18 protein-coding genes are annotated in these 17,307 nt (G+C 43.4%); all 18 read left to right on the top strand.

The features are described from left to right. Nucleotides 1-153 precede the first annotated feature (153 nt). The 18 genes from IGI72_RS07155 to IGI72_RS07240 all read left to right on the top strand — a co-directional run bounded on the left by IGI72_RS07155 (nucleotide 154) and on the right by IGI72_RS07240 (nucleotide 17,123). A complete protein-coding gene (locus IGI72_RS07155; RefSeq protein WP_416136082.1) occupies nucleotides 154-2,928 on the top strand; it encodes a sigma-54-dependent transcriptional regulator in 2,775 nt (924 codons plus the stop codon). Nucleotides 2,929-3,157: 229 nt separating this feature from the next. Continuing rightward, entirely contained in the window at nucleotides 3,158-3,652 is a 495-nt protein-coding gene (locus tag IGI72_RS07160; protein ID WP_026008065.1) for a PTS system mannose/fructose/N-acetylgalactosamine-transporter subunit IIB, read from the top strand. 69 nt (nucleotides 3,653-3,721) lie between these two features. Then, nucleotides 3,722-4,714 (top strand): mannose/fructose/sorbose PTS transporter subunit IIA, encoded by a 993-nt coding sequence (locus IGI72_RS07165; protein ID WP_005225763.1) that lies wholly within the window; start codon nucleotides 3,722-3,724, stop codon nucleotides 4,712-4,714. Nucleotides 4,715-4,744: 30 nt separating this feature from the next. After that, nucleotides 4,745-5,548 (top strand): PTS mannose/fructose/sorbose transporter subunit IIC, encoded by an 804-nt coding sequence (locus IGI72_RS07170; protein ID WP_005225764.1) that lies wholly within the window; start codon nucleotides 4,745-4,747, stop codon nucleotides 5,546-5,548. A gap of 20 nt (nucleotides 5,549-5,568) precedes the next feature. Further along, nucleotides 5,569-6,480, top strand: a complete 912-nt coding sequence (locus IGI72_RS07175) for a PTS system mannose/fructose/sorbose family transporter subunit IID (protein WP_005225765.1) — start codon at nucleotides 5,569-5,571, stop codon at nucleotides 6,478-6,480. Between the two features lie 114 nt (nucleotides 6,481-6,594). After that, nucleotides 6,595-6,960: a DUF956 family protein gene (locus IGI72_RS07180; RefSeq protein WP_005225766.1), complete on the top strand. Its 366-nt coding sequence runs from the start codon at nucleotides 6,595-6,597 to the stop codon at nucleotides 6,958-6,960. Between the two features lie 74 nt (nucleotides 6,961-7,034). Next, entirely contained in the window at nucleotides 7,035-7,274 is a 240-nt protein-coding gene (locus IGI72_RS07185; protein ID WP_438753654.1) for a GlsB/YeaQ/YmgE family stress response membrane protein, read from the top strand. A gap of 218 nt (nucleotides 7,275-7,492) precedes the next feature. Beyond that, nucleotides 7,493-8,557: a M24 family metallopeptidase gene (locus tag IGI72_RS07190; protein ID WP_005225769.1), complete on the top strand. Its 1,065-nt coding sequence runs from the start codon at nucleotides 7,493-7,495 to the stop codon at nucleotides 8,555-8,557. Nucleotides 8,558-8,766: 209 nt separating this feature from the next. Continuing rightward, nucleotides 8,767-9,192 carry an Asp23/Gls24 family envelope stress response protein gene (locus tag IGI72_RS07195; RefSeq protein WP_005225770.1) on the top strand — a complete coding sequence of 142 codons (426 nt, stop codon included), beginning with the start codon at nucleotides 8,767-8,769 and terminating at the stop codon, nucleotides 9,190-9,192. Continuing rightward, complete coding sequence (nusB, locus tag IGI72_RS07200) at nucleotides 9,185-9,649, top strand: transcription antitermination factor NusB (protein WP_438753656.1); 465 nt, start codon at nucleotides 9,185-9,187, stop codon at nucleotides 9,647-9,649. Before IGI72_RS07195 ends, nusB begins: the two co-directional genes overlap by 8 nt. A 293-nt stretch (nucleotides 9,650-9,942) precedes the next feature. After that, nucleotides 9,943-10,794 (top strand): bifunctional methylenetetrahydrofolate dehydrogenase/methenyltetrahydrofolate cyclohydrolase, encoded by an 852-nt coding sequence (locus tag IGI72_RS07205; protein WP_438753659.1) that lies wholly within the window; start codon nucleotides 9,943-9,945, stop codon nucleotides 10,792-10,794. Beyond that, nucleotides 10,795-12,147 (top strand): exodeoxyribonuclease VII large subunit, encoded by a 1,353-nt coding sequence (gene xseA / locus IGI72_RS07210; RefSeq protein ID WP_010747995.1) that lies wholly within the window; start codon nucleotides 10,795-10,797, stop codon nucleotides 12,145-12,147. Next, nucleotides 12,128-12,349, top strand: a complete 222-nt coding sequence (locus IGI72_RS07215; RefSeq protein WP_005225774.1) for an exodeoxyribonuclease VII small subunit — start codon at nucleotides 12,128-12,130, stop codon at nucleotides 12,347-12,349. The genes xseA and IGI72_RS07215 overlap by 20 nt, the downstream gene beginning before the upstream one ends. After that, nucleotides 12,346-13,242: a polyprenyl synthetase family protein gene (locus IGI72_RS07220; protein WP_159160461.1), complete on the top strand. Its 897-nt coding sequence runs from the start codon at nucleotides 12,346-12,348 to the stop codon at nucleotides 13,240-13,242. Before IGI72_RS07215 ends, IGI72_RS07220 begins: the two co-directional genes overlap by 4 nt. Then, nucleotides 13,239-14,060 carry a TlyA family RNA methyltransferase gene (locus tag IGI72_RS07225; RefSeq protein WP_005225776.1) on the top strand — a complete coding sequence of 274 codons (822 nt, stop codon included), beginning with the start codon at nucleotides 13,239-13,241 and terminating at the stop codon, nucleotides 14,058-14,060. Before IGI72_RS07220 ends, IGI72_RS07225 begins: the two co-directional genes overlap by 4 nt. A 97-nt stretch (nucleotides 14,061-14,157) precedes the next feature. Continuing rightward, the gene (gene argR / locus IGI72_RS07230; RefSeq protein WP_438753663.1) at nucleotides 14,158-14,607 is read left to right on the top strand and encodes an arginine repressor; all 450 of its coding nucleotides are present in this window, start codon (nucleotides 14,158-14,160) and stop codon (nucleotides 14,605-14,607) included. 15 nt (nucleotides 14,608-14,622) lie between these two features. Beyond that, nucleotides 14,623-16,296, top strand: coding sequence for a DNA repair protein RecN (gene recN, locus IGI72_RS07235; protein WP_438753666.1), 1,674 nt, complete (start codon nucleotides 14,623-14,625; stop codon nucleotides 16,294-16,296). A 95-nt stretch (nucleotides 16,297-16,391) separates the two neighbouring features. Then, nucleotides 16,392-17,123, top strand: coding sequence for an alpha/beta hydrolase (locus tag IGI72_RS07240; protein WP_205905082.1), 732 nt, complete (start codon nucleotides 16,392-16,394; stop codon nucleotides 17,121-17,123). The last annotated feature ends 184 nt before the right edge of the window (nucleotides 17,124-17,307 follow it).

Consider the following 17,307-nt stretch of genomic DNA (forward strand, 5'->3'; position numbering starts at 1 on the left):
CTCTTTCGAACAAAGTATTTTGCTTTTTCTGTACGGAAAAAAAGTTGCTTTTTTATAGAAAAATGAGTAAAGTATTCAAGTGGAAAAAACAAGGAGGCGAAGCTGTTGGGCAAGCGAATCGAACGGATTTATCAATATATCGTCGAAAATACGATGAGCGGCTTAGGGGAAAAGAAAGGGTTGTCTACTTCAGAAGTTGCCGATCATTTAGCCATTCAGCGCAGTAATGCCAGTAAGGATTTAAATAAGCTTGTCAAAGAAGGGCGCGTCGAAAAAAGCGACTCGCGGCCTGTTCGCTACTGGGCGGCAGGGGTCGATCCCAGCAGTAGGGAAAAGTATGTGCCAAGCTACAAAGAAAGTCGCCCGCAAAGAGAAAAAGCCTTCCCTCAACGGGTACAAGGAAAACCCTCTGACCGAGATATTTTTGCGACGATCATCGGTGCCAACGGAAGTATGAAAAATGCCGTTGAGCAGGCGAAAGCAGCGATCTTGTATCCGCCAAAAGGGCTAAACTGCTTGATCACAGGGCCTACTGGTTCTGGGAAAACCTACTTTGCCCATGCAATGTTTCAGTTTGCCAAAAGCAATCAAGTAATTGCCGATGACAAAGAATTGATCGTCTTTAACTGTGCAGACTATGCAAATAACCCAGAGCTTTTGATGAGCCATTTGTTTGGTTATGTACGGGGGGCCTTTACGGGTGCCGATCAAGAGAAGATCGGTATTATTGATCAAGCGGATGAGAGTATGTTGTTTCTCGATGAGATCCATCGATTACCGCCAGAAGGGCAAGAAATGATTTTTTACTTTATGGACCATGGAACGTTTAGTCGTTTAGGGGAAACGGGCAAAAATCATCAAGCGAATGTCCGAATCGTTGGAGCCACTACCGAAGACCCCAACTCAACGCTATTAGATACCTTTACCCGACGCATTCCTATCAATATTCAACTGCCCTTCTTTGAGAAACGACCCGCATCAGAAAAAGTCGATCTCGTTCGGGTGTTAGTCGGGCAAGAGGCGTCCCGTATTCAGCGGACGATCACCTTGACAGAAGATGTAGTCAAAGCGTTGATCGGCAGTGTCAGTTTTGGGAATATCGGTCAATTGAAATCCAATGTCCAGCTCGTCTGTGCTCGGGGCTTTTTGAATCATATGCAACAAGATGAGATTGAGATCGATTTGATCGATTTGCCAGAAGGGATTCGTTCGGGATTGATCGTTTTGGGGAATCGCCGCAATGAGCTGGCGGAGCTTTCTAAAATCCTTGAACCGAAGATCAGCATTCAACCGAATCAAAACTTAAACAATATTCAATCAGATTCCTATGAATTGCCTTACAATCTCTACGACATCATCGGGGATAAAGCAGCCTTATTAAAAGCAGATGGTTTGGATCAAGAAGCAATCAATCATTTTATTTCAACCGATATCAATGTTCATTTGAAATCTTTTTATAAAGATCACGGCTTCTCTTTTAATTCTGTCAATAAACTAAGTGAATTTGTCGATCAGAAAGTGATCAGTGTAACAAATCAAATTTATGAGATGGTTCGGAAACGGTTAAATTACGATTTCCAGCAAAACTTTATTTACGCGATGAGTTTGCATATCAGTTCTTTTTTGAAAAAGATCCATTTGGGAGAAGAACGGCAAACCAACGACAACATTCGTCAAATGGTGGCGGATTACCCCCAAGAGTTCGAAGTTGCCAAAGAAGTCCGCGACTTCATCGGCGACAGCTTTCACGTGGCGATTCCTGAAAGTGAATCCTATTACTTGGCAGTTCTATTGGTTTCACTGCGTACGACACATTCCTCTGGGAAAATTGGTGTCGTTGTGGCAGCTCACGGCAACAGTACGGCTAGTAGTATGGTACAAGTAGTCAAGCAGCTGTTGGAAGTCGATCAAGTGACAGCGGTGGACATGCCATTAGATATGCCACCGGCTGTGGCGTTGAAAAAAATCGTGGATAGTGTACGAGCAGTCAATGACGGCAGTGGGGTGATCCTCTTAGTCGATATGGGGTCCTTAGCGACCTTTAATAATGAAATCCAGCGAGAAACGGGTGTGGCTGTTCGAACAGTCGATATGGTGACTACCTCCATCGTCCTTGAGACGGTCCGTAAAGCATCAGTGATCGGCACGGACCTCGATCAGCTCTATGATTCATTACGGAAGTTCCGCGGATACGGAGCGGTCACTGTGGAAGAACCAGTGTCACAAAACCACCACCCTAAAGCGATTCTAGCGGTCTGCGCTTCGGGAAAAGGGACAGCGCAGCGCATCAAAGAATTGATCCAAAGCTCATTGTCAAAACGCCAAAATCAAAATGTTGACGTAGTGACCTTATCGGTGGCGGATCTGAGAACGGACTTGGATCAGATTCAACAGCGCTACCGGCTGATTGCCGCAACGGGGATCATTGATCCGCATATCGATGCACCGTTTATTTCATTAGAACGTTTTATCGACCAAGATGTTGATCTTTTGTTGGATGATATCTTATTGGAAAACGATTTGAGTTTTGAAGATGAAGTGCAGCTAGATGATCGGCAGGCAAAGGAAATCTGTGTTCGGTATTTAGAGGAAAACTTTACCTATATCAATGCGAAAAAAGTGGTAGAGCCGTTGTGGAAATTTGGCGAAGAGATCATTCACGATTTGGATTTGGTAGGGGCGCAGCAAGGCTTTCAGATCAATTTTGTGATGCATGGCGCAGGTATGCTGGAGCGGATCTTATTGCGTCAACCATTGACTGTTTCTGAAATTGATTTAGCAGCGATGGAGGAGAATCCTCTTTACGGCCAATTGCATGTGCATGTCCAATCATTTTCGCGCTTGATGAATATCGAAGTGCCGAAGACAGAAGAGTATTACCTGCTGGAGCTGATCAAAAACCATCACGAAAAAGAAATGTATTTTTAAATCCTGCAAATAATACAGATACACTAAAAAAGATACAGTATTTTTTAGTGTATCTTTTTTAGTGTATTGTACGAATGCTGATTCTTAAGGTTTTTTCAAGAATAGTGTATCGAAAAAACTTGGCATGCTTCTTGCTTCTATATAAGTGGATACAGGAGGTGATTGAAAAAAGAACAGATCCTCAATATGAAAAGCGGATCGATGGATGTAGGAGGCTTGCACAATGGGAATGGATATACGTCTTGCCCGAATCGACGATCGGTTGATTCATGGTCAGGTCGCCACAGCTTGGTCGAAAATGACTGGTATCAATCGAATCATCGTGGTCAGTGATGAGGTCGCAAATGACCAATTACGGAAGTTTCTCTTGAAAGAAGCTGCTCCACCAGGAATCAAATCCAATGTGGTGACAGTAGCAAAAATGCTTGAGGTGGCGCATAACACATTATTTAATACGCAAAAAGTCATGTTATTATTTACCAACCCTCAAGATGTCGTGACTCTGGTCAAAGGAGGCATTGACATTCGTTCCGTCAATATCGGCGGCATGAGCTTTTCAATGGGAAAACGGATGATCACTAATTTCGTGTCAGTCAATGATCAAGATCTTGCTTCGCTGCTTTATTTGCAAAACCAAGGCATAGAAGTAGAGATACGCAAAGTTCCAGCTGATCGTAAAATCTTTTTGAAGGATATTTTGGAAAAAGAAGGTAGTCACCCTTAATTTTTTCGATGTTGTTTTTTCTTTCGTATTCGTGTCACATTTTTCAATTTTGATATAGGAGGTAAAAAGATGGTAGGAATTATCCTAGCAAGTCATGGAGAATTTGCTAACGGCATTTTGCAATCTGGTTCAATGATCTTCGGCGAACAAGAAAATGTTAAAGCTGTTACATTGATGCCAAGTGAAGGTCCAGATGACATCAAGGCAAAAATGCAAGAAGCAATTGCTACATTTGACGATCAAGAAGAAGTATTATTCTTAGTTGATCTTTGGGGTGGTACTCCTTTCAACCAAGCAAACAGCTTGTTTGAAGATCACAAAGACAAATGGGCAATCGTTGCTGGTATGAATTTACCAATGGTGATCGAAGCCTATGCTTCACGTTTTTCAATGAACACTGCGCATGAAATCGCTGCGCACATCGTTGAAACAGCTAAAGAAGGGGTTAAGGTCAAACCAGAAGAGCTTGAACCAGAAGAAGCGACAGCACCAAAAGCTGTGCAAGACGATCAACCTAAAGGATCACTTCCTCCGGGAACTGTTCTAGGCGATGGCAAAATCAAAATCGTGCTTGCGCGTGTGGATTCTCGTTTGCTACATGGTCAAGTCGCTACAGCTTGGACAAAATCAGTCAATCCATCTCGGATCATCGTTGTTTCTGATGCAGTTGCAAAAGATGATTTGCGTAAAAAACTGATCGAACAAGCAGCTCCTCCAGGAGTAAAAGCGAACGTCATTCCAGTGGATAAAATGATCGAAGTTTCTAAAGACCCTCGTTTCGGGAATACGAAAGCTTTACTATTATTTGAAAACCCACAAGATGTGTTGCGTGCAGTTGAAGGTGGCGTTGACATCACTGAGGTGAACGTTGGTTCAATGGCTCACTCTGTTGGGAAAGTTGTTGTAAGTAAAGTATTGTCGATGGGTACGGACGATGTGAAGACATTTGAAGATCTAAAAGGACGCGGCATCAAATTCGATGTGCGTAAAGTGCCAAATGACTCTCGAGACAACATGGACGAAATCTTACGCAAAGCCAAAAATGAATTGGCGAATAAATAGAAACGTATTCAACTAAATAGGAGGTCTATCATGACTATTATATCTATGGTATTAGTAGTACTCGTTGCCTTTTTAGCTGGTATGGAAGGAATCTTGGATGAATTCCAATTCCATCAACCGCTAGTCGCGTGTACTTTGATCGGTTTAGTGACCGGTAATTTGGAAGCATGTATCATTTTGGGCGGATCATTACAAATGATCGCACTTGGATGGGCAAATATCGGTGCCGCTGTTGCACCTGATGCTGCATTGGCGTCTGTTGCATCTGCAATTATTTTAGTTTTAGGTGGACAAGGAACTGCTGGTGTTGATACAGCGATTGCCGTTGCGATCCCTCTAGCTGTTGCTGGTTTGTTCTTGACAATGATCGTTCGTACATTGGCTGTGCCAATCGTTCACTTTATGGATGCTGCTGCTGAAGAAGGCAACATTCGTAAAATCGAAATGTGGCATGTGATCGCTGTATGTATGCAAGGGGTTCGTATTGCGATTCCTGCAGCTGCATTGTTGGCAATTCCTGCTGCAACTGTTCAAAACTTCTTAGAATCAATGCCTGCATGGTTAACTGATGGTATGGCTATCGGTGGTGGTATGGTTGTTGCCGTTGGTTATGCAATGGTTATCAACATGATGGCAACTCGTGAAGTATGGCCATTCTTCATTATCGGTTTCGTTATCGCAGCTATTTCTCAATTGACATTGATCGCTATCGGTGCTTTGGCAGTAGCAATCGCATTGATCTACTTGAACCTAACTAAAATGGGCGGATCATCAAATGGAGGCGGCGGCAGCAACACTGGCGACCCTCTAGGCGATATCTTGAATGACTATTAGAATCGAAGGAGGAGAAAAAAATGGCAGAAAAAATTCAATTAAATAAAAAAGATCGTTTAGCCGTAGCATGGCGCTCTACCTTCATTCAAGGTTCATGGAACTATGAACGTATGCAAAATGGTGGTTGGGCATTCTCAATGATTCCAGCAATCAAAAAATTATACAAAACAAAAGAAGACCGTGCCGCTGCATTGAAGCGTCACTTAGAATTCTTTAACACTCACCCATATATCGCATCGCCAATCTTAGGGGTAACATTAGCCTTAGAAGAAGAACGTGCCAATGGCGCGCCTGTCGATGATGTAGCGATCCAAGGGGTAAAAGTTGGGATGATGGGTCCTTTAGCCGGTGTCGGTGACCCTGTGTTCTGGTTTACTGTACGTCCGATGTTAGGTGCTCTAGGTGCTTCTCTTGCTTTAGCTGGAAACATCTTAGGTCCAATCATCTTCTTCGTTGCATGGAACATCATCCGTTGGGCATTTATGTGGTACACACAAGAATTCGGCTATCGTGCTGGTTCAAAAATCACTGATGACCTTTCAGGCGGATTGTTGCAAGATGTAACAAAAGGTGCTTCAATTTTAGGGATGTTCGTATTAGGGTCACTCGTTCAGCGTTGGGTATCGATCTCATTTGCGCCAGTTGTCTCAAGCGTACCGCTTGATGAAGGTGCTTATGTCGATTGGGCGAACTTGCCTTCTGGCTCTGCTGGTTTGCAACAAGCCTTCCAACAAGTTGCTGAAGGCCGTGCGTTGACTGATACAAAAGTAACAACATTGCAAAACAACTTGGATCAATTGATTCCTGGTCTAGCTGCACTATTGCTTACTTTATTATGTATGTGGTTATTGAAGAAAAAAGTTTCTCCAATCATCATTATTATCGGTCTATTCTTAGTCGGTATCGGTGGACACTTGATCGGATTGTTATAATCTTTTCAATGAAAGGTGCTTGGGGCAACCCAAGTACCTTTTTATTTATTCGCCAAACCTGCTGCAAACACGTATAATAAGATAATAAGACGATATAGAATGGAGTAAGCGCAAATGGTACAATCTCTTAATACAAAAGTGGATTTGACGATCGATGCTACGTCTTTTTTAGGGATCAATGAGTACGGCAAAATCATGATCGGCGATAAAGCCTTTGAGTTTTACAATGACCGTGACAAACGCAAGTTTATTCAGATCCCATGGGAAGATGTCGACTATGTGATCGCTTCGGTCATGTTCAAAGGCCGTTGGATACCACGTTATGCGATCCGCACCAAAAAGAATGGCACGTATACCTTCTCCTCAAAAGAACCAAAAAAAGTCTTGCGAGCGATTCGTGAATATGTCGATCCAGACCATATGGTGCATTCATTAGGCTTTTTTGATGTATTGAAACGAGCCTTCACTCGCAGAAAATAACAAGAGAGCATATATTTTTCCAATTGATTCTCAATATGGTACCCTTTTTATAAGAAAGTTTAGGAGGGGTTAGTATGCACTTTTTATGGACATTGATCGTAGGAGCGATCATCGGTTCAATCGGTGGTGCCATTGCAGGCGAAAAACGCGGTTGTATTTTTGATATCGTTGCGGGACTTGTAGGCGCATCGATTGGTCAAGGCCTTTTTGGCACTTGGGGACCGCAAGTAGCAGGAATGGCTATCGTGCCTGCGATTATCGGCGCGGTCATTTTCGTGGCAGTCGTATCGTTCTTTTTGGGACGTAAAAGATAATTATCAAAAAAGCAATTCATTGATTGAATTGCTTTTTTTTGTGCACGGAAGCCATCATTTAGAAGAGAACAACGAAAGATCACACGGCAATCTTTTTAAAGTACTCTATCGTTTATTCATATTGCTTGATTTTTTAGAAAACTTTTCGCTAGCTTTCCGCTTTTTCTGGAAGTTTGTTATAATACTATCGTATAGAACAAGAAAGTAGGGAACGATACATGTTAAGAGTTGAAAAATTACGTGAAGCAATGAGAAAAGATTCGATTGATGGGTTCTTGATCACCAGCCCATACAATTTGCGTTACTTGACAAACTTTACTGGGACAACTGGTTTAGCAGTCATTACGTTGGACAAAGCTTTTTTTGTAACAGATTTCCGATATACAGAGCAAGCAGCTGCCCAAGCTCAAGGATTTGAGATCGTAAAAAATAGCGGACCGATTTTTGAAGAAGTTGCAACCATCTGCCAAAAGGAAGAAATCAATGTCTTAGCTTTTGAAGAAAGTTTCGTCAGCTTTGCCGAATACTCCGTCTTAGAAGACTTGATCGAGGAATCATCCCTTGCCCCTGTATCGGGTATGATCGAGGCTTTGCGGGAAGTCAAAGATGAGGAAGAGATCGCATTGATCCAACAAGCCTGCCATATCGCTGATCAAGGATTCGAACATATTTTGAAAATGGTCCGCCCAGGAATGACAGAAATCGAAGTGGCGAATCAGTTAGATTTCTTTATGCGTTCATTAGGTGCCACAAGCGTATCTTTTGAAACGATCGTTGCTAGTGGTCTGCGTTCAGCAATGCCCCATGGGGTTGCCAGTGAAAAAGTGATCGAACAAGGCGATCTGATCACGTTAGACTTTGGCTGTTACTATCAAGGCTATGTGTCTGATATGACTAGAACCTTTGCAGTAGGAGATCCTGGCGATAAATTGAAGGAAATCTATCAAATCGTACTTGAAGCGCAAGAAAAAGTCTTGGCCGCAGCAAAACCTGGAATGACCGGAATTGAACTAGATGCGATCGCTCGGGATCACATTGCTTCCTTTGGCTACGGAGATGCCTTTGGTCATTCAACAGGTCATGGGATTGGTTTAGAGATCCACGAAGGACCAAATGTATCCTTCCGCGCTGATAAAGCATTTGTTGTCGGAAACGTCATTACAGATGAACCAGGGATCTATCTTCCAGGAATTGGCGGCGTTCGTATCGAAGATGATCTTTTGATCACCGAAACTGGTAATAAAGTGTTGACACATTCACCGAAAGAATTGATCATTCTCTGATTCATCGACCTTGTTTTTCAGAAAATTCATTGAGAATAGTGGGTTATTATAGATTCTCAGTGCAGAAAATGATAAACTTAGAGCGAGAAGAAACACTGTGCCATGGATGTTATTGATTGAATCAAGCGTTGGTTTGCTTCAAACGGAAAAAACGAGCGGTTTTTTTACAAACAATACGGTACAGCTGTTTAGAATGGAGGCAAAAACGTATGAATGAAGATAAAAACCTTGTATTAAATGCAAGTCCTGAATTAGGCGAGATCGTCATCGCACCAGAAGTGATCGAGATCATTATTGGGATCGCTGCTTCTAAAGTGGAAGGTGTCTATGGGATGCGAGGAACACTGGCAAACAGTGTCACTGAATTATTAGGTCGCGCAGCTCATGGCAAAGGGGTCTACTTAACGATCGATGAAACAGGGATCAAAGTGGACATCTATTGCTATATCACTTATGGGATGTCAGTGCCTAAAGTGGCAATGGAGATCCAAGAACGGGTCAAACAGCAAGTCTTATTTATGACAGATGTACAACTGGCTGAAGTAAATGTTCATGTTGTGGCAGTCGTGCCAGAAAAAGTAGATTTACCAGACATCGAAGAATTATTTGGAAACGATGAGGAAGAAAATGAGTAAAGAATTATCACGGCATGAAATACGGAAAATGGCGTTACAAGCTTTATTTCCACTAGACTTTAATAAAGATTTAACGAAACAAGATGCCATCATGCATGCCATCGAGTTGGAACACCATGAATTGATCGATGAAGAACAAGAGCATTTTGTGCCTGTTTATTTAGATCAATTAGTGGAAGGTGTCTGTCATTACAAAGAAGCCTTGGATGAAGTCATTCAAAATCATTTAAAAGCTGGTTGGAAAATCCAGCGTTTATCAAAAATGGACGTGACGATTTTACGAATTGCTTTGTATGAAATGATCTATGTGGATAATGTGCCGAATCGTGTGGCTTTGAATGAAGCGATCGAGTTAGCGAAAACTTTTAGTGATGATCAGTCCAGAAAGTTTGTCAACGGTATTTTATCGACAGTCAATCAAGAGCTAGAAACAAAAACCAACCAAGTAAGTGAGTAATTTTCAGCCCTAACACGATCGATCAAAAGAGATCAGCTTTTTTTCGATCGAGTCAGAAACCGAACGATTTATGAGCAACCGCCTTGTTTTGACGGTCCTGCTTGATCGTTCGGTTTTTTTGCACGCACTTTGTCGGTTTACCCTCGTTTTTTCCGAAAAAAGGGAGCCTTAGACGGTGTTTTTCTTTTCAGAAAATGCTATGATAGAAAACATGAAGAAGCATATCGACAAACGATTGGTGCGTTTCTTTTTACAAAATAAGTCCGTATAATCAGGTTGGAGGAGTTGTCAGAATGGGTACATTAATCAATGGAAAAGAATTGGCTGAAAAAATGCAAGCAGCGTTTCTTTCAGAGACAGCAACACTAAAAGAGCAGGGTGTGACACCGGGATTAGTTGTTTTGCTTGTTGGAGAAGACAAAGCAAGTCAGACTTATGTGAAAAATAAAGAACTAGCTGCGGCGAAAATCGGCATCAATTCCCGTGTTGCCCGCTACCCTGAATCCATTACTGAGGTAGAATTATTAGCAGAAATCGAACAGTTCAATAACGATGATGCCTTTCATGGAATTTTGGTTCAACTTCCTTTGCCAAAACATATCAATGAAGAAAAAGTACTGTTAGCCATCAAACCGGAAAAAGATGTCGACGGCTTTCATCCAATCAATTTAGGAAAATTATTCGCAGGTGTACCTGACCGAATTCCTTGTACCCCTTATGGCATCATGAAAATGTTTGCTGCGTATGGGATCGAATTGGAAGGGAAAAATGCCTTAGTGATCGGTCGCAGCAACATTGTCGGAAAACCAATGGCGCACTTGCTCTTGGGGGCAAATGCCACCGTGACTATTGCTCATTCAAAAACCAAAAATCTGCCCGAGTTGGCAAAACAAGCGGACATTTTAGTCGTGGCGATCGGCCGCGGTCATTTTGTCACAAAAGACTTCGTAAAAGAAGGGGCTGTGGTGATTGATGTTGGGATGAATCGTGATGCCAATGGCAAGTTGATCGGCGATGTGAAATTTGATGAAGTCGAACCGATCGTTAGCTATATCACACCGGTACCTAGAGGTGTAGGTCCAATGACGATCACGATGTTGATGGCCCAAACGATCGAGGCAGCAAAGGAGACAATGAAAAACTAAATGGCGCAAGAATATTTAACGGTAACCGCATTAACAAAATATATCAAGCGTAAGTTTGACGTCGATCCGTATCTAGAGCGGGTTTATTTGACGGGGGAGATCTCCAATTTTCGTCGTCGCCCCAATCACCAATACTTTAGTTTAAAGGATGATGGTGCAAAAATTTCGACCGTCATGTTCAAAGGCGCTTTTGACAAGTTGCGCTTTCAACCAGAAGAGGGCATGAAAGTCATGGCGGTTGGGCGTATCACTCTGTATGAGGCAAGCGGAAATTACCAGATGGTGATCGATCATATGGAACCAGACGGTGTCGGCGCTCTTTATCAAGCCTATGAACAATTAAAGCAGAAATTGGCAGCAGAAGGTTTATTTTCTGCACCGAAGCAGTCCTTGCCGAAATACCCGAAACGCATCGCAGTTTTGACCAGTCCTAGTGGGGCGGTGATCAGAGATATCATCACGACGACACAGCGGCGTTACCCCATTGCTCAGATCGTTTTGTATCCAACCGTGGTACAAGGCAATAAAGCTGCGGATGATGTGGTGAAAAATATCCAACGAGTCGAAGCCGATGGGACCTTTGATACTATGATCATCGGACGTGGGGGTGGATCGATCGAGGACCTCTGGCCTTTCAATGAAGAACGAGTGGCAAGAGCCATTTTTGATGCAAAAACCCCCATTATTTCTTCAGTGGGGCATGAAACCGATACGACGATTGCCGATTTAGTGGCGGATGTACGGGCGGCAACTCCGACCGCCGCTGCCGAATTAGCGGTGCCAGTGCTGTCGGAGGAGATTTTGCGGATCGAAGAAAGACAAGCCCGATTAGAGCAAGCATTTATGCACCAGATCCAGTACAAACAAGAACGCTATCAGCGAGTGATTGGATCGTATGTTTTTCGACAACCAGAGCGCTTGTATGAGGCACAGTCCATCAAACTCGATCAGTTGCAGCAGCGGATGCAGCAAGGCTTGCAAACCTTGCTTTATGACAAGGATCGCCAGGCACAGCAATTGATTTCACGGTTGGCCCAGCAACAACCAAAAGCGCGATTACAAGCCAGCAATCAAGAGGTCAGCTATCTTTCTCAACGCTTAACGAAAGCCATGAAAGATATTTATGCGGCAAAAGAAAATCAATTTGCAAATGCAGTCCAATCCCTTGATTTGTTAAGCCCACTAAAAATCATGGGACGCGGCTACAGCTATACCACGAAAAATGAGCAGGTGATCAAATCGATTGATGCGATCGAGCCAGAAGATCAGCTGACGATCCATTACCAAGATGGCCAAGCACTGGTCGAAGTTATTAGTACAGAAGGAGTTAATCATGGCAAATCCAACATTTGAAGAATCATTACAAGAATTAGAACAAATCGTAACCCGTTTGGAACAAGGCGATGTTCCATTGGAAGAAGCGCTAGATGCTTTTCAAAAAGGCATGGTTTTGAGCAAGCAATGCAAGGACACCTTGAGTAAAGCGGAAAAATCCTTAACAAAAATGATGACTGAATCCAATGAAGAAGTCCCCTTTGAAGAGGAAAGCCAATGAGTGCTTTGAAGGAATTTACGAAAGAACACGCCCCATTGATCGAAGAAGTTATGGAACGTTTTGTCAAAGAACACACTTCTGATCAACGACTATTTGAAAGCATGCAGTATTCGATCCAAGCTGGCGGCAAACGCATTCGCCCGCTTTTATTGGCAGCAACAGTCGCCGCTTTTCACAAACCCGTCAATACCGCGGTGTACCAGTGTGCAGCAGCCCTAGAAATGGTGCATACGTATTCGCTGATCCATGATGATCTGCCAGCAATGGACAACGATGATCTGCGTCGAGGCAAACCCACCAACCATAAGGTTTTTGGTGAAGCTTTAGCGATTTTAGCTGGAGATGGTCTTTTGACGGCTGCGTTTCAATTAGTCGCTATGGCGGAAATCGAAGCCAATCAAAAAGTCTTGCTGCTGCAGCAGTTGAGTAAAGCAGCGGGCACGCAAGGGATGGTTGCCGGCCAAGCAGCTGATATTCAAGGGGAGAACCAAGCGCTTCGTCTTGAGGAGCTCATGTCAATCCATGAACGAAAGACTGGAGAATTGATCCGCTTTGCGGTGATTGCTGGTGGTGTCTTAGCCGACCAGACGGAAGAGGTTCTGCATGAATTGGATCGCTTTGCCCAGCATATTGGGTTAGCCTTTCAAATTCGCGACGATCTGTTAGATGCCACTAGTACCACCGAAGAGCTAGGCAAAGTTGTCCGCCGAGATGACGAGTTGGCGAAAAGTACCTATCCTGCTTTACTTGGCTTAGCAGGCGCGCAGCAAGCCTTGACTGAAGAATTGGGCAAAGCCAAAGAAATTCTGGCACAATTAAGCCAATACGGTCAATTTACGCAGGATGTTTTATTGGCATTTGTGGAACGATTTGAGATTCGAGGGAACGCATGAAGAAAGAACGAGTAGATGTTTTAGCTGTCCAGCAAGGCCTCTTTGAGACCCGCGAGCAAGCCAAACGAGGAGTGATGGCTGGATTGGTGTACAAAGAAAAAAACAATGAGCGCTTAGATAAGCCTGGAGAAAAAATTGCCGCAGATACACTGCTGCAGATCAAAGGGAAGAAGCTGCCTTATGTTTCTCGTGGTGGTCTCAAGTTAGAAAAAGCACTCAAAGTTTTTGATTTTGACGTAACCGATAAAATCATGTTAGATATCGGCGCTTCCACCGGTGGCTTTACTGATGCGGCGTTGCAAAATGGCGCCAAAAAAAGCTATGCACTGGATGTCGGTTACAATCAGTTGGCATGGAAGCTGCGGCAAGATGAGCGAGTGATTGTAATGGAACGGGTCAACTTCCGTTATGCAAAACCAACAGACTTCCTGGATGGTCTTCCTGAAGCTGCTACGATCGATGTTTCTTTTATTTCACTTAAACTGATCTTACCTCCCCTTTATGATATTTTGGTAGCGGATGGCGAAGTGATGGCGCTGATCAAACCACAATTTGAAGCGGGCAAAGAAGCGGTCGGAAAAAATGGGATCGTTCGTGACCCCAAAACCCATGAACGAGTGTTGGAGGAAGTACTGGCATTCGCTAAGAAAACAAAATTCGATGTATTAAACCTAAGTTTTTCACCAATCACTGGTGGCGAAGGGAACATCGAGTTTATCGTACATTTAAAGAAAAGCCTGCAAGAAGGCACCGCAGCAGGGATCGACATCCCGAAAGTTGTTGCATCAGCACATGAGACCTTTCATCAACCAAAATAAAGAATGGAAGAGAGTGGACATTTTACTTGTCGGCTCTCTTTCTTTCTTGCGCAAAATAGGATAAAATTAGTAGGAATTCATTCAGGAGGAACAAGAGATGAGAAAAAAAGAACGGCATCGCTTGATTACACGATTGTTAAGTGAACAAGATATTCAGAAACAAGAAGATTTTGTCGAGTTGTTAAAAGATCGCGGCGTCTCAGTCACACAAGCAACCATATCAAGGGATATCAAGGAATTGAAGTTAGTGAAAGTTCCTTCCCAAAAAGGCGGCTATCGCTATAGTATTCCACAAGAGACAACAGAAGACGTGAGTGGTAAACTAGATAAAATCCTAAAAACGGCGTTTGTTTCTGTCGATCGAATGGACAAATTTGTGATCCTGCGCACACTGCCTGGCAATGCTTCGGCTTTGGCGAATTTGATTGATAAGCGTTATGCCAAAGAATTATTTGGCACGCTAAACGATGATGACAACATCTTGATGATCACCAGAACAGAAGCAGATACCGAGAACCTATTCAAGGATTTCCAACGTTACGTATAAAAGAGGAGGCAAGGGATGCTTTTAGAATTGTCGATCCAAAATTTTGCGATTATCTCCAACTTGCACCTGTCTTTTCATGAGGGGATGACGGCTCTAACAGGTGAAACAGGTGCTGGGAAATCAATCATTATCGATGCGATGGGCTTACTAGCAGGTGGCAGAGGATCCAGTGACTATTTGCGTCAAGGCGCAGAAAAATGCCGTTTGGAAGGGATTTTTGAATGGCCGAATCAGCTGGAGTTCAAAGAGCTGACCGCAGATCTGGGTATTGATGAAGAGGAAGTTCTGATCGTACAACGGGATATCTCTCAATCGGGTAAAACTATTTGTCGTGTTAATGGTCGAACTGTTACCTTGTCGGTTTTGCGCCAAATCGGCTTGTTTTTAGTTGATATCCAAGGACAAAATGAGCATCAAGAGCTGCTGCAGCCAGAAAAACATTTGGCGTTGATGGATGGTTTTGGAGATGATGCCTTTAAAGCGGAACTTGCAAGTTACCGTCAAGCCTATCAAGCCTATCGCTCCTTAGAAAAACATGTGCGGACCATTCAAGAAAATGAACAGCTCTATGTGCAGCGAATGGACATGCTGCGTTTTCAACAAGAAGAGATCGCCCAAGCGGAATTGATGGAAAATGAAGAAGAGCAGCTGATCGATGAACGAGAAAAACTGACCAATTATCAAAAAATCGTGGATGCTCTAGGGCAAAGCTATGGCGCTCTATCCGCCGAAGAAGTTAATAGCCTAGATGGAGTCAGTGTGGCATTATCAGAGATCCAGTCGATCGCCCATCTTGATCCTGCGTATGAAAAAATCAGTGAAGCGATCCAAAGTGCGTATTACTTGTTGCAAGATGCAGCCACTGATATTTCGCGGCAAGTCGACAACCTTGAATTAGATGAAGGCCGACTGGAAGAAGTCATTTCACGGCTGGAAACGATTCGTCAATTGAAGCGCAAATACGGGGAGTCAATTCCTGTGATTCTTGCTTATTATGATGAGATCAGTAAAGAAATCAGCGAGTCTGCCTATACAGAAGGTCAGTTGGAGCAATTAGAAGAAGAGCTTGCCCAAAAAGCTGAAGCAGTTTGGCAGCTGGCGGAAGCCTTGCACGTCAAACGACGTGAACTGGCTCATCGTTTAGAAAAAGAAATCGTTCAAGAGTTAAAAGAGCTGTATATGGAGCACGCGCTATTTGAAGTACGGTTTGCATCTGGCTCAAAACAATTAAGCAGCAGCGGCTTTGATACCGTGGAGTTTTATTTGACCACCAACCCCGGTGAAGGCATGAAACCGTTAGTGCGAGTTGCTTCTGGAGGAGAGCTTTCTCGGATCTTATTAGCGCTTAAATCGATTTTCTCCCGCAAGCAAGGAATCACTAGTATTGTCTTTGATGAGGTGGATACTGGGGTCAGTGGCCGAGTAGCTCAGGCGATCGCCGAAAAAATCGCCAAGATCGCTGCGAATTCGCAAGTCTTGTGTATCACCCACTTGCCGCAAGTAGCGGCTGTGGCGGACAATCAATATTTTATCGAAAAAGCAATACAAGAAGGTCGGACAGAAACCCATGTCCGTAAATTATCAGAAGAAGAACGAGTGGCTGAGATCGCCCGTATGCTCTCAGGTGCAGAAATCACCGATTTAACGATCGAACATGCACGAGAACTATTGGCGCTGGCTCACCGATAAAAATTGGAAACACTTATAGAAAGATTCAGGAGATGATGGACCCGCAACTTTCGTCTGCCATCCTTTCCTGATCTTCTTTTTTGCAGGAGGACATGATGAGAAAAAGAACAAAAGTCTTGATTGGTGTATTGATCACCGTTGTTATTTTAACTATTGCCGGTTGGGTCGGTTGGCAACAACTGCATTACCCAGCAGTGGATGCTGCAGTTACAGCTGCGAAAGAGGCAGATGATGAGGGAAATGTCCTCTATTTTGCTGGAGATGAAGAAAAGCCTTTGGTTATTTTCTATCCTGGTGCGCTTGTCGATGCCGAAAGCTATAGTGTATGGGCAGCAGGTTTAGCGGAAAAAGGCTATCCTGTCGCGATCGTTAAAATGCCCTTTAACATGGCTGTTTTAGCAGGCAATCGTGCAGAAGAGGTCTTGAAAGAAATTCCCCATAGCTCCTATGTCATTGGCGGTCATTCATTAGGTGGCGTCATGGCAAGCCGTTTTGCAGCGAATCAGTTGGCTGAAAACGACAACGAGTTAAAAGGCGTCTTTTTCTTTGCTAGTTACCCAGATGAAAAAGGATCCTTAGCTGATCAATCGATTGCTGTGTTGTCACTCTCAGGCAGTCAAGACCAAGTAGTGAATCAAGAAAATTGGCAGGCTGCCCGCAGCCTCCTTCCAGAAACTACGACGTTCCAAACGATCGAAGGCGGCAATCATGCTGGCTTTGGTACCTATGGGTTACAAAAAGGAGAAGCAGCAGCGGATCTACCAAATGAAGCACAGCAAGAAGCCATCATTGAGCAGATGGCGGCATGGTTAAGTGAATTAGAATAAAAAAAAGGCGGCAGAAGATGCATAGGAATGCTTCTTTCTGCCGTTTCGATTCAACAGACATTTTGGGGAAATGTTGATGAAATCGTGAAAACGCTGAACATAACAACATATTGTACTTGATTGGGGAAGCAAGATTAATAATTATGTTCTTTTTAAAATACGTTTCCTCTCACAGTATAGCACA

Source organism: Enterococcus sp. DIV1059_2, assembly GCF_051713685.1.
Taxonomy (GTDB): Bacteria; Bacillota; Bacilli; order Lactobacillales; family Enterococcaceae; genus Enterococcus_D; species Enterococcus_D casseliflavus.